Origin of the sequence: Yoonia sp. (genome assembly GCF_042093035.1) — a bacterium.
In the GTDB taxonomy this organism is placed as follows: domain Bacteria; phylum Pseudomonadota; class Alphaproteobacteria; order Rhodobacterales; family Rhodobacteraceae; genus Yoonia.
This window is the reverse complement of sequence record NZ_JBELFI010000008.1, coordinates 35,784-50,840: the sequence shown is the minus strand read 5'-3', so window position 1 is coordinate 50,840 and position 15,057 is coordinate 35,784. Positions and strand designations below refer to the sequence as shown.

The following is a 15,057-nucleotide window of genomic DNA, read 5'->3' as shown; positions in this document are numbered from 1 at the left end:
GTCAGGGTGACTATCAGTTGAATGCACCTGTTGACGCGTAAATGTTGTTAGTAACGGTGATACCCAATGCAAATGTTCCCACATTCATTCGTCCCATTTTTCCATGTTAGTGAAAATGCATGGCGCGCAAAGCGGATTGCCGAGGACGAAACACCCCCTCGTGACATCAACCAAGCCCGTACCACCTTCAAAAAGCCGGTAAGCCTCGATGTTGAAAAGGCGGTTTACCTCATGATTTCGACGCACACCGTCGACAATGAGGCGGCGCGCCAGAAGTGCCGCCTTGAAATCATCAAGGCGTTGCCCTCAGAGTCGATCGACTGGGACAGCGTCAATTGGGTGCAGATTTGCCCGTTCAAGAGCAAGCGCCAATAGCGCTTCAGAGTATTCCGGGCGATCCGCATTCCAGACGTTGCGGCCGCCAAACGGGTTTAAGGCCGCGACATTGGATTCCGCCGCGCATGTGGAAAACCCCCACGGTGCCTCAGACACATCACGCAGCCTTTGGCGCGGGTTCCGGCTGGACACCGTCAAACCTGGCCCACTCCAGATCTCCGGTATAGCGTTGTTCAATCTGCCCATTCGCGTCAAGCTTGAACAGATGCAACCATTGATTATCAAAGAGATCCCGTACATCGGTGTGCTTTGCCAAGATCGCGGTGATCGCTTCAACCGGTGCCTCAACACAAACCGAGAGACGCAAAGGGTCGTGCGCGTAGCCTTGGCCATCATGCACGGACTGCCAAGGCAGACCGCCGCGCAATGCACCACCGTTACCTTCAACAACACCGATGCCGCCAGTCACATTGTGCAGCAGCTTATTGCCCGCACCAAACACATCCGGCGCAACAACTGATCCGTAGTACTGCAAGCTAATCCAGCTTGCGACCACCACAGGCGCGGTCAGGATCAGTTCCAATACGCCGAAGTCAGGATCCTTCTGCCAGTTGTAGTCATGCAAGAAAGCACGCCCCGCAAGACCCTTCCCCTTGGTCCGGTCACGCGGTGCTGCGATGAATGCCTTACATCCGGCAAGTGCCCACTCAGGCCGTGTTTCTGACCAATCGTTGCTCCGCTTCTTGACCGCATCACCATCTACGGCACGCGGCAGGCGCAAGGCGCGTTCTGTTCGCGCGATCTTACCAGCAGAGGCCAGCCACGCCTTCGCGGTTTTCAAATGTATGCCATGCTTGTGGCCTGCGAAATCATCCGCATAGATCGTCACATCGTCAGTGGTCGTATCATGCAAGCCCCCCAAGAAGAGCGTGTCTTGCGCAATAGTTATCCCGTTTTCGGCAAGCCCCGCACGCACAGCTTTGTCATTGAGCATATCGGCTAGAAGCCGCGCGTTAACTTCGCCGGAATAGCCGCCACAGGCGCCACAATGCAGCGCGCTCTTGTGCGGGTTGTTCACAACATTCGCACCATGACCGAAGAGAACCACCAATGGCGCAAAGTCATCCGTCATCGACATGGCCGTCAGAATAGACGTCGCAGCACCGATCCGGTCAGCCAGTCCAAAGCTCTCATCCAGGATCGGTTTATGGGCGTCAGGTGCTTTTGCCTCTGCCAAACCCAGCGCATCGCGCAACAACTTGCCGACGTAAATCGGGCCTGTCGCTTCGACGAACGCGAAGGACGACACGGCTGCCAGCTTAAACCGGCCCCATGCGCGCTGTGCCCGTGCAGCAAAGCGCGCCGTTTGATCGGCAGCGTCGCTGGCCCCACCCGATTGACTGGTCACGCCGTGGTTCAAAAGAACCGGCAGACGCTTTTCTTCGACATCGGAGGCAAAGCTCTTGTGTGCGGCCGTCAAACCGAAGAACCCCGCAAAACCGAGCGTCTGAATTGACGGATCAACGCTTTCCAACGCGCGGCGGAACACTTCAGAACGGACATCGATACAGAAAGCGGCCTGCAACGCCATGCGCCCTTCAAGCGATATCGCAGAGGGCACGCTCAATGTCTGCGCAAGCGCGCGCTGATCTGCAAATTCAGCAGCCGCCTGCAAGGCCGCGTCGACGAGCTGGTCAATGCTTGGTGCAACAGGTGTTGCATGCTGGCTGGCGACCTCTGCCCATTTCGCCGCGATCTCTGTCTCATATTGGGCGTAAAGCGCCTGTTCCCAGATCAAGCGGATCGCCAACAGATCCGTTGTTGTGCCGTCTTTGTCGCCAGCAAGCTCTGCCTGCCAAAGCCGATAGCGGCCCACCTGAGACCACCCACCCAATCCCAAAAGGAGTTGGTGGAAGTACGTTTCAGCGGCCTCTGGCGCCAAATCCAGCATCTCAGATGCTGTTACCAATGCGCTGCGCGATTGCGACGGCGTCTGCGCGACCAATGCGCCGAAGCCTCGGAGGCCAGCGATTTCTGCCGTCAAATCACGGCTCGCAAAGTCCCGCCACGCACCAAATGCATCGCGACCAGGCTTGTGCTGCCAAAGCGCCTGCCCTGCATCAAAATAGCCTGCCGCCCACGCGCCAAAGCGTTCTGTGATAATCCCCGGCCAATCGATGCCAGAGGCTTCGGCGGCCAGATCCGCAACAGTTGGCAGAGCAGTGATTGGCGATGTATCGCCTCTCGCAGCGGCTTTCAGTGCGCCGGTGCTGTCAGCCGCTTGCGGAAACTGCGCAAGTGCGGCGTCCAAATCCTGCTTACTGATCGTGCCATTGGTGATTTTGTCATAATACCAGCTCCGCGGCATCATCACCGACGTCCCGGCCACACGCCCCAGCAGTGCTGCAACATCCGTCAAGGCTTTGTCTGTTTGACCCAGAAACGGGTTCACCGCAACAGAGGACGCCAGCGGCCAAAGCGGTGGGATGGCGCGCCCCGCGTGCTCTGCCTTGGCGATTATTTCAAGCTGTCGGCCTGCGTAGCCGGCAAATACGTCCACCTTCATTGTACCGCTCCCTTCGAAGTTGATGTCTTGATCCAGCCACCCAGCAGGCGGTCAGAAATCGCATTGATATAAAGCCCGTTTGACAGATGCACCCGCAACCCCTGTGCGGCTGGGTGATAGGACCAGAGCGGCAAAGTGGCCTGCGCCAGCGCCACGAGCGCAAAGCTGAGCAAGGCCAGCAAGATCAACGCCCACTCCAATGCGCCGGCGGCTGGTGTTGCGGGCAAAGTGCCCGATGTCAGCCACTCTGAGGTGCGTTGCAGGATCAGATAGCTCAGGGTTGAGATCAGCGCATAAGCTGCGGTGCGCTGTGTCAGCGCTTTGGGTGCTTCATCCGCAAAGCCTTGTGCCAATAGATACGCCACACCAAAGATCAAGATTGCACCAAGCGCGACCGCCTGCGGTGACTTGCCGCCGAAGCCGAAGGCGAAGCCAAGCAGCGCATAGACCACACCGTAGATGACCAATGCCGCAGCAAACGCCCGTGTAACCGCGTCAAGATCTGGCACAGCGACAGGTCCGGGTTTGCGGATAGCCGTGACGCCATCAACTGCGCCGCCTGCCGACAGGAACGCATGAGCTTTATAGGCCGAATGTGCCACGATGTGCAGCAGCGCCAGCGGGAAAAGTGCCAGACCGCATTGCAGGATCATAAAGCCCATCTGCGCAATGGTGGACCATGCAAGCGAAGCTTTTACCGTGGGTTGAGTTAACATGACAAGCCCTGCGAAGAGCGCAGTGAAGCCGCCGATCATAACAAGGAATGCGAGCACCAATGGCGACAAGATCATGACGTCAGCAAAGCGGATCAGCGCAAAGCCGCCAGCGTTTACGACACCGGCGTGAAGCAAGGCAGACACAGGGGTCGGGGCCTCCATCACTTCGGTCAGCCAGCCATGCAGCGGGAATTGCGCCGATTTCAGGATTGCTGCAAGGGCGACAAGGGCCGCGGCACTCGCTGCCATGCCGCCACCTTGCCCGCTTTCGGCAGCCGCCAGTATTGCCGATATCTGCGTAGTGCCATAGGCGAAAGCCAGCAGGACCGCCGCCCCAAAAAGCGCGAAATCTCCGATCCGCGCCAAAACGAATTTCTTGCGCGCTGCGCGTTGGGCCGCGTCACGCTCCGGGTAAAAAACCAACAATTGATGCAGGCACATGCTTGTCGCGACCCAGGCAAAGACGAATTGCGCCACGTTGCCGGACTGAACCAGCAAAAGCACAACCGAAAGCGTGGAAAGAAGCCAGAAGGTGAAGCTGTCGTGGCGCGCTTCACCATCCAAGTATGTTCTGGCGTAGCGCACAACGACCCAGCCGATGAAAGACACCAGCAACAGCATCACCAGGCTGACAATGTCCAGCCGTGTCGAAATGCCAATCCCGAAGACGCCAATCAGGAAGCTGTCACCACTGCCTGACGACGCCAGCACAATCGCGGAAAGCAGCGCGACCGCGATTGTGCCAAGGCTCGCCATTTCCGCAATCCACGCGCCTTTGCGTGCATCAACATCGCTCAGGTAGCGTGGCACGAAGGCCGCAGCCAACAAGATAAGCGGTGCGAGTAGGGGCAGAGCGTTCAGTAACATGACGGATCTCCGGCTGTTTCGTGTTTCAGGAGGAGATAGGTCAGGATGACGCACATAAAAAATTCATTGTTTGCTATAAATCGTTCGATTAAATGAAACGATATGGCTGAAATGAATTACAACCACCTGCGCTACTTCTGGGCGGTCGCCCATGAAGGAAACCTGACGCGAACAGCGGAAAAACTGAACCTGTCGCAATCTGCGCTGTCCGTTCAGATCCGCAAACTCGAAGACCGTTTGGGCCATGCGCTTTTTGAACGTCGCGGCCGTCAACTGCACTTGACGGAGGCCGGCAGGATCACGTTGGACTACGCCGATACAATCTTTGCGGCGGGCAAGGATTTGATTGGCACGCTCAGCCAGGAAGGGCGCCCGCGCAAAGTGCTTCGGGTTGGGGCATTGGCGACCCTGTCGCGCAACTTTCAGGTAGAATTCCTGCGCCCCCTGCTGCATCAGCCTGATGTGGAGCTTGTCTTGCGGTCAGGTACGCTAGTCGAGCTATTACAAGGTCTCGAAACGCTTGGGCTTGATGTGGTGTTGACCAATCTGGTGCCGCCACATGACGCGATGTCGTCATTCACCACCCAGCCGATCACGGATGCCCCGGTGAGCCTTGTCGGAAAGCCAGAACGGTTGCGCGGCGAAATCGGACTAAGAAACCTGCTACGCGACAACCCTGTCATTTTGCCGACCGAAGACAATCCTGTGCGCGCAGGCTTTGACAGGCTCTGCGCACGCCTTGACGTGGCCCCCACAATCGCCGCAGAGGTCGATGATATGGCGCTGATGCGTCTTTTGGCGCGTGAGGACGTTGGGCTTGCGGTGCTGACACCGATTGTCGTCAAGAATGAGCTGGCAAGCGGTCTCTTGGTTGAATCACGACACGATATGGGTCTGTCAGAAAGCTTCCATGCCGTGACAATTGACCGGAAATTTCCGAACCCCTTGCTTGCACCACTGCTGGAAAGTCACATCTAGCCGCGCGCCGGCAAATCGCGTCCAACATCGCCGACGATCTGCGCGATTTCGTCGAGCTGCCGGGAAAGCGGGCTGGTCTTGCGCCAAATCATCCCGACCGTGCGCATCGGCTCCGGTGCTGCAAAGCGGTCAACGCATACCGGGGCGGAGCGGATTTCAACCGGCACCGCCATGTCAGGGATCAGCGTCACACCAATCCCTGCCCCGACCATCTGCACCAAGGTAGAGAGTGAGCTGCCCTCCAGCCCGCCGCGCGGCCTGGCCCCTCGCAGATTGCAAAATGAAAGTGCCTGATCGCGAAAACAATGCCCCTCTTCGAGCATTAGCAGACGCAGTTCACGCAATTCGTCCGCGCTGGGCACCGGCTGCCCGGCTTGCGCTCTTGGCCGCACCAACATCAGCGTTTCGTCAAAGAGCGCGACCTCTTGGAAGGCTGGCTCATTGACCGGCAGCGCGACGATCGCGGTATCAATTTGCCCGTCACCCAATTCCTCCAACAATTTCGGGGTGACGGTTTCACGCACATCAAGCGAGAGCGCGGGATAGCGCTGCGCCAACTGACCGATTAACGGCGGCAACAGATAGGGCGCAATCGTGGGAATTACCCCGATCCGCAACCGGCCCAACATGCCGGACTGAGCCGCACGCGCCATTTCGCCCAGTTCATCGACAGCGCGCAGAATATCGCGCACCCGCAACGCCCAGTCTTGCCCAAAGGCCGTCAGCCGGACTTGCCGCGGGCCGCGATCAAACAAAGGGTTGCCCAGGTTCTGCTCAAGCTCCTTGATTTGAACGGATAATGCAGGCTGAGAGATCGCGCAGGCTTCGGCCGCACGGCCAAAATGACCATGTTTCACAAGCGCCTCGAAATAGCGAAGCTGTCTGAGTGTCAGATTATTCATAACTTGAAATTATGGAAATAATTCAAAAACACAACTTAAATCAATCAATGCGACGTGGTATTGCATTCGGGAATCGCAGCCATACCTGCTTTTGGTGGCATGCGGCACGCAAGAATGAATGAAGGAGAAGATCATGGACGGAACAGATGGCGGTAAGTGCCCAGTGATGCATGGCGGCGCGGTAAACACCACGCACAGCGTGCGCGGCAATAAAGACTGGTGGCCCAATCAGTTGAACCTGAAAATCCTGCACCAGCACGCACCCGCGTCCGACCCGATGGGTCAGGATTTCAACTATGCGGAAGAATTCAAAAAGCTCGACCTGCAAGCGTTGAAGAAAGACCTTCACGCGCTGATGACGGACAGCCAAGACTGGTGGCCCGCGGATTACGGACACTATGGGCCGTTCTTTATCCGTCTGGCATGGCACGCGGCAGGCACCTACCGGACGGCCGATGGCCGCGGTGGTGCCGGTGGTGGTCAGCAACGCTTTGCGCCTCTTAATAGCTGGCCGGACAATGGCAACCTCGACAAGGGTCGTCGGTTGCTTTGGCCAATCAAGCAGAAATACGGCAACAAGATTTCCTGGGCCGACCTTTTCGTTCTGTGCGGGAATTGCGCGATGGAATCCATGGGGCTTGAGATGTTTGGCTTTGCCGGGGGTCGTGCCGATACTTGGGAACCGGAAGAGGACGTCTATTGGGGCGAAGAGGACACCTGGCTGGGCGACGTTCGTTATTCCGGCGACCGCGAGTTGGAAAACCCGCTCGCCGCTGTGCAGATGGGCCTGATCTACGTGAACCCCGAAGGCCCGAACGGCAATCCCGATCCGCTCGCCTCTGCCCGCGATATCCGTGACACTTTTGCGCGCATGGCGATGAACGACGAAGAAACCGTTGCATTGGTTGCGGGCGGTCACACCTTCGGTAAGGCCCACGGCGCTGGCGACGCGGCACTCATGGGCCCAGAGCCTGAAGGCGCACCGATGGAGCAGATGGGCCTTGGCTGGAAGAACGGCTTTGAAAGCGGTGTTGGCCTTCACGCGACAACAAGCGGCATCGAAGGCGCTTGGACACCAACCCCGATTACTTGGGACATGAGCTATCTTGAAACGCTGCTCGGAAATGAATGGGAATTGGGCAAAAGCCCTGCCGGTGCACACCAATGGCATCCTGCTGCTGGCGCAATGAGCGACGCCGTGCCTGACGCCCATGATCCGTCCCGCAGCCACGCGCCGATGATGACAACAGCTGATATGGCACTGAAACTCGATCCTGACTATGCGCGCATTTCACAGCATTATCTGGAAAACCCAGATGTCTTCGCCGATACCTACGCCCGCGCATGGTTCAAACTGACCCACCGCGATATGGGCCCGAAAGCCCGGTATTTGGGCAATGAAGTCCCGGCAGAAGACCTGATCTGGCAAGATCCGATCCCTGCGGTCGATCATCCGCTGGTGAGTGACGCAGATGTTGCAAGTCTGAAAGCGAAGATTTTGGCATCCGGCTTGTCCGTATCTGAATTGGTGTCAACGGCATGGGCCTCTGCTTCCACGTTCCGCGATTCCGACAAGCGTGGTGGCGCAAATGGCGCGCGTATCCGTCTGGCACCGCAGAAGGACTGGCCGGTCAACAAGCCCGCGCAGTTGGCAAATGTGCTGACAACGCTTGAAGGTGTGCAGGCATCGTTCAATGATGCGCAATCTGACAGCAAGAAGGTCTCGCTTGCGGATGTTATTGTCTTGGGTGGCGCGGCTGCGGTCGAACAGGCGGCAAAGAACGCCGGTTTTGACATCACCGTGCCATTCACGCCGGGCCGGATGGACGCCAGCGCAGAGCGAACCGACGCCGAAAGCTTCGCGCCGCTTGAGCCAGAAGCCGACGGTTTCCGCAACTTCTCGAAGGCCGATTACGCTGTGCCATCGGAGAAGATGTTGGTGGATCGCGCGCAATTGCTGACGCTATCCGCACCGGAAATGACGGTGCTTGTCGGCGGCCTGCGGATGCTGGGCACAAACGCTGACGGGTCGTCGCATGGCGTCTTCACCGACAAAGCAGATACCCTTAGCAATGACTTCTTCCGCAACCTTGTTGATATGGGGATTGCTTGGACGAAAGCCGGCGATGACGGCACTTACGAAGGCCGTGATCGTGCGACCGGTGACGTAAAATGGACCGGCACGCGCGTCGATCTGGTCTTCGGGTCAAATTCCCAATTGCGCGCCTTGGCCGAGGTCTACGCACAGGATGATTCAGCGTCGAAATTCGCCAATGACTTCGTTGCAGCTTGGTCCAAGGTGATGGACCTCGACCGCTTCGACGTGAAATAGGATACCTCGGGCGCAGCCGTTAAAGGTTGCGCCCAAGACCTTCCCTACGCCAACCCAAGTTGGCAACAGGTCAAAATCCCATGAAAACGAACACATTGATTGTTGGCGGAGGCCTGACCGGCCTTTCGCTCGCGGGGCGCCTGCAGCGCGCGGGACATGATTTCCAATTGCTTGAGGGTCGCGCGCGACTTGGCGGGCGCATCAAGTCATTGCAAGTTGATGGCGCGGCCTTTGATCTTGGTCCGTCATGGATTTGGCCGGGGCAAACCCGGGTCGCGCGATTGCTCCAGGAACTTGGTTTGCGCACATTCGCACAATGGGCTGACGGCGTGCAGCTTTATGAACAGCCAGGTGGCGCAGTGATCCAGAACCGCGGTTTCATGTCGATGGCGGGATCGTACAGAATTGAGGGAGGCACCACGACACTCACAAACACGCTCGCAGGCGGCTTGGATCCTGACCGCTTGCACCTCAACACTCCAGCGCTTCGTATAAGCGACAGACCGCGTGGAGTGGAAACGGCAGCGGAGTTTGTAGAAGCATCCCGGATTGTCCTCGCCGTTCCGCCGCGCATCGCCGCAGAGCTGTCATTCGATCCGATATTATCAGTGGACGCCGTCGCGAGTCTGCGCAGCGTCCCCACTTGGATGGCCCCCCACGCGAAATTTGTGGCCGTCTATCGCACCCCGTTCTGGCGTGCCCATGGCTTATCCGGTGACGCCAGCAGCAGACGCGGCCCGATGATTGAAATCCACGATGCCAGCCCCGAAGATGGTACGTTAGGCGCAATGTTTGGATTTATCGGTGTTCCGGCAGCGGCGCGCGCCAATTCTGCGGATGCCGTTGCGCAGGCCGCTTTGGATCAACTGGTGAACCTTTTTGGCTCTCAAGCGGGCGCACCGCTGTCAACAAAACTGGAAGATTGGTCGCAAGCGCCTTTCACAACAACCCAAGCTGATTTGGCAGCGCCTCAGGGCCATCCTGCATACGAAGTTCTTCCGCAGCTTGGGCCGCTTTGGGATGGTAATTTGATTATTACCTCATCAGAGATCGGTATTGATAATTGTGGTTTGATCGAGGGCGCACTGGCGGCGTCGGAGCGCGCCGCCGCGCAGATCTTAGCCACCAATCCCTAAAGTGCGATTTTGCGCGCCTCACGCGCGGATTGATAGATCGCCCGCTCAATGCGAATGACGTCAAGATATGTCTCCGCATCGTTTTCAAACGCCCCTTTAGACATCAGACCCCGCACGACATGTTTCTGCAAAGCGTGGGTGCAATCACCGCCAAAACCGTCGTGATTGTCTGGGGGCAGCAAGGCATCCGCATCATAGGCACCAAATTTGCGCAGCCGCACCGCGCCATCACCTGTCAAAGTGAGCGTGCCTTCGGTCCCCTCAATCAACCCCTCTCCCATTGTGCGCCGTGTGTTGTCGGCGGCATGGTCAAGGCACCGGTTCCCGTCAAACACCGCCCGCTGACCGCCGGCATAGTCAAACACCACATAGCCTGCGTCTTCGCCCGCGATCACGGGATTGTCGCGGCGCAGGTCTGCGTAGACATGGCTGGGGTCACCAAAGAGATAGCGAAACACATCGATGAAATGCACGCCTGTTTCGTGGATCAGAAGCTGGGGCATTTCACGAAAATAGGGTTGCCGGTCAAGATAGGCGTCTGCCCCCTGCCCGTCACCGGGACGCAGACGAAATGTCGCCTGAAGGACGTCTCCGATCAGGTTCTGATCCAGAGCTGCCTTGATCGCCCGATACCATGGCTGGAAACGAAAATTTTCATGGACAATCAGCGTTGCGCCCGCCGTCTTCGCCAGCTCATTGATCTCTTTCGCTTCTTCAAAAGATGCGCAGAACGGCTTCTGGCAGATGATCTTGCGCACTCCCGCCGTGATCGCGATTTCGATGGCCTGCGCATGTGCGGTGGGCGGCAGTATAATGTCAAGAACGTCAGGCGACGTCGTCACAAGCATCGTGGAAAGATCATCAAATGCGGGCAATCGGGTCGCCCGCGCCTTTGCCAGATCCTGATCGCAAACGCCGACCAGAGCAACCTCTGCAATGCGGTTCCAGCTGTCGATATGAAACTGGCTGAAATAGCCAGCACCCAGGCAGGCGACCTTCATCATAGAGCCACCAAAACAGCGTTGCCCGCCGCTGCGGTCGTGGCTGTCCCACCTAAGTCACCTGTCAGCACATCGCCTTGCGCAATCACGTCATCAACGGCGTCGCGCAACCGTGCGCCATCGGTGACAAGCTCTCGCATGTCATGCTTGAGACCCAACCATTCCAACATCATCGCGCCGGACAGGATCATGGCGAAAGGATTGGCTTTGCCTTGCCCTGCAATATCAGGGGCCGATCCATGACAGGGTTGGAATACCGCTTGATGCAACCCGATATCGGCTGAGGGTGCCACGCCCAAGCCCCCCATCAATCCTGCGCCAAGGTCTGACAGGATATCGCCGAACATATTTTCGGTCACCATTACGTCAAAATCCCAGGGTTTCTGGACCATCCAGAGTGCTGTTGCATCAACATAGGCATGGTCGGCGCGCAGCTCAGGATGGTTCTTTGCCTCAGCATCAAAGAGCGCGCGGAAAAAGGCGAATGCGCGGAAAACATTGGCTTTATCGACACAGGTCACGCGCCCCGGACCGCGTCCTTGCGCTTTGCGATCACCGGCAAGAGAGAACGCAAAGCGGAACAGGTCTTCACTGACAGCGCGGGTGATCCGCAGGGTTTCTTCGGCGGCGTTCTCGGTCACGGTGCCGGTGCCCTGGGTGTGAAACAGCCCTTCGGTGCTTTCGCGAATCAAGACAAAATCGATCACCTTGTCTTGCGGGATTTTCAGTGGCGTCAGCGGACCTGCGACAGCCCGGACAGGGCGCACGCCGGCAAAAAGGTTGAAAGCCTTGCGCAAGTCAATCTGCGGTGAAATCTCTGTCCCGTCGGCGTAGCGGACGCTCGGCAGACCCATCGCAGAGAGCAAAATGGCATCGGCGTTGCGCGCGGCCTCGAGCGAGGCGGCGGGCAGGCTTTCACCGGTTTCGGCGTAATGCGTGGCACCCGCAGGCAGGATGTTGAAAGCAAGTTGGTAGGCACCGCTGGTCGCGGCCAGTTTTTCGAGGATCGCAAGCGTAGGGGTCATGATCTCTGGTCCGATGCCGTCGCCATTGAATACGGCAATATCGAGTGTCTTGGTCATCAGGTTCCCCAGCTGTGCGATCTTCTTGGCAATCTCTACATGAAATCAGCTCTATACCAAGGCAGAACCTTGGTTGTCATGCAGGGCTGCCAAAGACGATTGCGTGGATGCATGTGATCGGTCACCTTGTTTGGAGATTGGGGAAAGGGAAGGCGATGTATGCAGTGTGTGTGAGTTTCAGGCTCGAACCCGGCCGGATGGCGGACTTCCTACCCTTGATGCAGGCCAATGCGCGAAGATCTTTGCAGCAAGAGCAGGATTGTCTGCAGTTCGACGTGCTGGCGGATGAAACCAAGCCTGATGAAGTTTTCCTCTATGAACTTTATGCCGACCGATCAGCATTTGATGAACATTTGATAAGCGCCCATTTCAAAGCATTTGATGCGGCAGTGAAACCGATGATCGCCGCGAAAGAGGTTCAGACATGGTCGGAGGTCGCGCAATGAGCGTTTGGGAAGTCCACGCCGTCAAGTACGCAGACCGCAATGCGCGCGTCCGTGCTGACAGCTTTGTTTTCGACGACAACCACGATGCGCCCCATCCAATGGACTACTTCATGTGGGTCTTGCGCCGAGGGGCTGAGGTGATTTTGGTTGATGCGGGCTATGACGACAAAGAAGCTGCAGCACGCCAGCGTCCGATCCGCATGAACCCTCATGACGCGCTCGCACCGATGGGTTTGCGACCTGAGGATATAACCACCCTCATCGTGACCCACCTGCACTACGACCATGCAGGCGGGCTGCATCTATTCCCAAACGCCATACTCCATTTGCAAGCAGCAGAGATGGCATTCGCCACCGGTCCATGCATGTGCCACGACACATTGCGGATGCCATTTACCGCCGGGCACGTCTGTGAAGCGGTCAAACGGCTCTACAGCGGGAAACTTGTGTTCCATGATGGCGACGGCGAAGTGGCAGAAGGGGTGACAGTGCATTGCGTTGGCGGCCATTCCCGCGGACTGCAAATCGTACGTGTCAGGACAAGCGCAGGCTGGATGGTACTGGCATCTGATGCGGCGCATTATTATGAAAATTTTGAAGCGCGCAAACCCTTTCCAATTGTCGTCGACGTCCAAAATATGCTGGATGGCTATGACACGCTTTACCATTTGGCATCTGATGCGTCACTCATCATTCCCGGCCATGACCCGCTGGTCACACACCTTTTCCCGCAGGACATTGCCCCCCATATCACCCGCTTGGACAAAGGCCGCGCTCCATGAAAATTGGTGTTATTGCAGACGATTTCACCGGCGCATCCGACATCGCGCTTACACTCGCCGAAGGGGGCTTGCGCACTGCGCAGTTCGTCGGCGTGCCGGAGCAACCATCGGATGTGGAGGCTGGCGTCGTCGCGCTCAAAATCCGCACGGTGCCGGCGGTAGAAGCAATCGCACAGGCCATTGCGGCCTGCGACTGGTTGCGCGCCCAAGGGGCCGAGCAGATCATCTATAAGATTTGTTCGACTTTCGACAGTACTGATGAAGGCAATATCGGGCATGTGACGCAGGCTCTGGCCGCGCATATGCACGCGCCGCATGTGTTGGTCTGTCCGGCCTTTCCGGCCAATGGGCGCAGTGTCTACATGGGGCATCTTTTTGTCGGCGACAAACTGCTGAGTGACAGCCCGATGAAGGATCACCCGCTGACACCCATGACAGACTCTGATCTGCGTCGTGTGCTGGGGCAGCAAACAGCATGGCCTGTCGGCCATATCGACTATACGACTGTTTCAAAAGGGAAAAGGGCGATCAGATCCGCGCTGCCAAAAGACCCGGCCATGATGATCGTAGATGCCATTACGGATGCTGATTTACTGGCCATCGGAGCCGCCGCAAAGGGCGAAATGCTGCTGACGGGTGGCTCCGGTATCGCGCTGGGTTTACCTGCGAATTTTGGTGCCAAACCGCGTACACCGGACTGGGACCCTGTGGCCGGCAAAGCGGTGGTGCTCTCGGGCTCTTGCAGCTATGCAACCCGCGCGCAGGTCGCGGATTTCCAACAGACCGGCCCGTCATGCGAAATCACGGCCGAAGCCGTCATTTCAGGCGCGTTGGATGCAAGCAGCCTTGCCGATTGGGTGATAGATCAATCGCAGACGCCTATGGTCTATTCATCCGCCGATCCCGACGTCGTCGCCAGGGCACAATCTGACTTTGGACGCGACGCGGTGGCACATAAAATCGAAGGGTTATTCTCTGATCTAGCTGCTGCCCTGGCAGATCGCGGGATCAAGCGGATGGTAGTGGCAGGGGGTGAAACCTCCGGCGCGGTTGTGACGGGCTTGCAAGCCAAGGTTTTGCTGATCGGCCCGAAACTGGCAAACGGCGTTCCAGCCCTGCGACACGCCGATATGGCGCTCGCGTTGAAATCCGGTAACTTCGGCGACACGGATTTCTTCAGGACAGCCCTGCAGGACATGGAAAACGAAACATGAGCGATGAAGCCAAAGCCCGCGACGACATTACCCTATTCGCCAGGTCAATCTTTGATCGTGGGTTAACTTGCGGCGCGTCGGGCAATATCTCGCTGCGCCTGCCAGACGGCAGCATTTTGGTCACACCAACCGGGCGCGCACTGGGCTTTCTTGATCCAGCACAGATCAGCCGATTAGACCCGTCAGGCGTGCTCATTTCAGGTGATCCGCCCACAAAGGAAGTTAGCCTGCACACCGCATTCTACGACACGCGCGCCACGACAGGGGCCGTCGTACATTTGCATCCGACGCATTCGGTTGCCCTCTCCATGCTTGCTGATATTGACCCTGAAAACGTGCTCCCGCCACTGACACCTTATACGATCATGCGCCTCGGCAAGGTGAAGCTGTTGCCGTTTTTCCTGCCCGGAGATCCGGCCATGGGCGAAGCAGTGCGCGGATTGGCCGGGCGCAGAAGTGCTGTTTTGTTGGCAAATCACGGGCCTGTGGTGGCCGGAAAAACCTTGGAGGCCGCTGTTTTTGCGATGGAAGAATTGGAAGAGAACGCAAAGCTCGCCATTCTCACCCGCAACCTTGATGCAATTGGAATGACCGATGCGCAAGTTGCCCAAGTCGTGAAGCAGTTCGACGTTGACTACGATTAGCGCCTGTCTCGATCCGACCAAACGTTGCAGTGACATCGAAAGCCCCGACCCCGGG

Annotated in this window: 13 protein-coding genes; 8 read left to right on the top strand and 5 right to left on the bottom strand. The window is 57.7% G+C overall.

The genetic code is table 11. The features are described from left to right. The first annotated feature begins 66 nt into the window (after positions 1-66). Positions 67-375, top strand: coding sequence for a hypothetical protein (locus ACFDSS_RS02640; protein ID WP_375254209.1), 309 nt, complete (start codon positions 67-69; stop codon positions 373-375). 118 nt (positions 376-493) lie between these two features. On the opposite strand, the gene ACFDSS_RS02635 is transcribed toward ACFDSS_RS02640, so the two are convergent. After that, on the bottom strand, positions 494-2,902 hold the full coding sequence (locus ACFDSS_RS02635) for a YbcC family protein (RefSeq protein WP_375254208.1): 2,409 nt from the start codon (positions 2,900-2,902) through the stop codon (positions 494-496). After that, positions 2,899-4,485 (bottom strand): proton-conducting transporter membrane subunit, encoded by a 1,587-nt coding sequence (locus ACFDSS_RS02630; protein ID WP_375254207.1) that lies wholly within the window; start codon positions 4,483-4,485, stop codon positions 2,899-2,901. The genes ACFDSS_RS02635 and ACFDSS_RS02630 overlap by 4 nt, the downstream gene beginning before the upstream one ends. A 102-nt stretch (positions 4,486-4,587) precedes the next feature. Between ACFDSS_RS02630 and ACFDSS_RS02625 the strand changes: the two genes are divergently transcribed. Continuing rightward, positions 4,588-5,463 carry a LysR family transcriptional regulator gene (locus tag ACFDSS_RS02625; protein WP_375254206.1) on the top strand — a complete coding sequence of 292 codons (876 nt, stop codon included), beginning with the start codon at positions 4,588-4,590 and terminating at the stop codon, positions 5,461-5,463. On the opposite strand, the gene ACFDSS_RS02620 is transcribed toward ACFDSS_RS02625, so the two are convergent. Continuing rightward, positions 5,460-6,365, bottom strand: a complete 906-nt coding sequence (locus ACFDSS_RS02620; RefSeq protein WP_375254205.1) for a LysR substrate-binding domain-containing protein — start codon at positions 6,363-6,365, stop codon at positions 5,460-5,462. The genes ACFDSS_RS02625 and ACFDSS_RS02620 overlap by 4 nt on opposite strands. Before the next feature lie 133 nt (positions 6,366-6,498). Between ACFDSS_RS02620 and katG the strand changes: the two genes are divergently transcribed. Both katG and ACFDSS_RS02610 read left to right on the top strand, forming a co-directional pair. Beyond that, positions 6,499-8,697: a catalase/peroxidase HPI gene (katG, locus tag ACFDSS_RS02615; RefSeq protein WP_375254204.1), complete on the top strand. Its 2,199-nt coding sequence runs from the start codon at positions 6,499-6,501 to the stop codon at positions 8,695-8,697. A gap of 80 nt (positions 8,698-8,777) precedes the next feature. Then, on the top strand, positions 8,778-9,833 hold the full coding sequence (locus ACFDSS_RS02610) for a flavin monoamine oxidase family protein (RefSeq protein ID WP_375254203.1): 1,056 nt from the start codon (positions 8,778-8,780) through the stop codon (positions 9,831-9,833). Here ACFDSS_RS02610 and ACFDSS_RS02605 read toward each other — a convergent pair. Then, positions 9,830-10,834, bottom strand: coding sequence for a Gfo/Idh/MocA family protein (locus ACFDSS_RS02605; RefSeq protein ID WP_375254202.1), 1,005 nt, complete (start codon positions 10,832-10,834; stop codon positions 9,830-9,832). The two genes, ACFDSS_RS02610 and ACFDSS_RS02605, sit on opposite strands and share 4 nt — an antisense overlap. Then, positions 10,834-11,916: an isocitrate/isopropylmalate dehydrogenase family protein gene (locus ACFDSS_RS02600; protein WP_375254201.1), complete on the bottom strand. Its 1,083-nt coding sequence runs from the start codon at positions 11,914-11,916 to the stop codon at positions 10,834-10,836. The genes ACFDSS_RS02605 and ACFDSS_RS02600 overlap by 1 nt, the downstream gene beginning before the upstream one ends. 155 nt (positions 11,917-12,071) lie before the next feature. On the opposite strand from ACFDSS_RS02600, the gene ACFDSS_RS02595 reads away from it, so the two are divergent. The 4 genes from ACFDSS_RS02595 to otnC are packed head-to-tail and all read left to right on the top strand — an operon-like array spanning position 12,072 to position 15,002. Next, complete coding sequence (locus ACFDSS_RS02595; protein WP_375254200.1) at positions 12,072-12,362, top strand: putative quinol monooxygenase; 291 nt, start codon at positions 12,072-12,074, stop codon at positions 12,360-12,362. Further along, positions 12,359-13,144, top strand: coding sequence for an N-acyl homoserine lactonase family protein (locus ACFDSS_RS02590; RefSeq protein WP_375254199.1), 786 nt, complete (start codon positions 12,359-12,361; stop codon positions 13,142-13,144). Before ACFDSS_RS02595 ends, ACFDSS_RS02590 begins: the two co-directional genes overlap by 4 nt. Then, positions 13,141-14,358 (top strand): 3-oxo-tetronate kinase, encoded by a 1,218-nt coding sequence (gene otnK / locus ACFDSS_RS02585; protein WP_375254198.1) that lies wholly within the window; start codon positions 13,141-13,143, stop codon positions 14,356-14,358. Before ACFDSS_RS02590 ends, otnK begins: the two co-directional genes overlap by 4 nt. Beyond that, positions 14,355-15,002 carry a 3-oxo-tetronate 4-phosphate decarboxylase gene (gene otnC / locus ACFDSS_RS02580; RefSeq protein ID WP_375254197.1) on the top strand — a complete coding sequence of 216 codons (648 nt, stop codon included), beginning with the start codon at positions 14,355-14,357 and terminating at the stop codon, positions 15,000-15,002. The genes otnK and otnC overlap by 4 nt, the downstream gene beginning before the upstream one ends. Positions 15,003-15,057 lie beyond the last annotated feature (55 nt).

What these genes read in the sequence shown, in the direction of transcription:
- ACFDSS_RS02640 (WP_375254209.1), top strand. Translation starts at nt 67, where the DNA reads ATGCAAATGTTCCCACATTCATTCGTCCCATTTTTCCATGTTAGTGAA.
- ACFDSS_RS02635 (WP_375254208.1), bottom strand. Translation starts at nt 2,902, where the DNA reads ATGAAGGTGGACGTATTTGCCGGCTACGCAGGCCGACAGCTTGAAATA.
- ACFDSS_RS02630 (WP_375254207.1), bottom strand. Translation starts at nt 4,485, where the DNA reads ATGTTACTGAACGCTCTGCCCCTACTCGCACCGCTTATCTTGTTGGCT.
- ACFDSS_RS02625 (WP_375254206.1), top strand. Translation starts at nt 4,588, where the DNA reads ATGGCTGAAATGAATTACAACCACCTGCGCTACTTCTGGGCGGTCGCC.
- ACFDSS_RS02620 (WP_375254205.1), bottom strand. Translation starts at nt 6,365, where the DNA reads ATGAATAATCTGACACTCAGACAGCTTCGCTATTTCGAGGCGCTTGTG.
- katG (WP_375254204.1), top strand. Translation starts at nt 6,499, where the DNA reads ATGGACGGAACAGATGGCGGTAAGTGCCCAGTGATGCATGGCGGCGCG.
- ACFDSS_RS02610 (WP_375254203.1), top strand. Translation starts at nt 8,778, where the DNA reads ATGAAAACGAACACATTGATTGTTGGCGGAGGCCTGACCGGCCTTTCG.
- ACFDSS_RS02605 (WP_375254202.1), bottom strand. Translation starts at nt 10,834, where the DNA reads ATGAAGGTCGCCTGCCTGGGTGCTGGCTATTTCAGCCAGTTTCATATC.
- ACFDSS_RS02600 (WP_375254201.1), bottom strand. Translation starts at nt 11,916, where the DNA reads ATGACCAAGACACTCGATATTGCCGTATTCAATGGCGACGGCATCGGA.
- ACFDSS_RS02595 (WP_375254200.1), top strand. Translation starts at nt 12,072, where the DNA reads ATGTATGCAGTGTGTGTGAGTTTCAGGCTCGAACCCGGCCGGATGGCG.
- ACFDSS_RS02590 (WP_375254199.1), top strand. Translation starts at nt 12,359, where the DNA reads ATGAGCGTTTGGGAAGTCCACGCCGTCAAGTACGCAGACCGCAATGCG.
- otnK (WP_375254198.1), top strand. Translation starts at nt 13,141, where the DNA reads ATGAAAATTGGTGTTATTGCAGACGATTTCACCGGCGCATCCGACATC.
- otnC (WP_375254197.1), top strand. Translation starts at nt 14,355, where the DNA reads ATGAGCGATGAAGCCAAAGCCCGCGACGACATTACCCTATTCGCCAGG.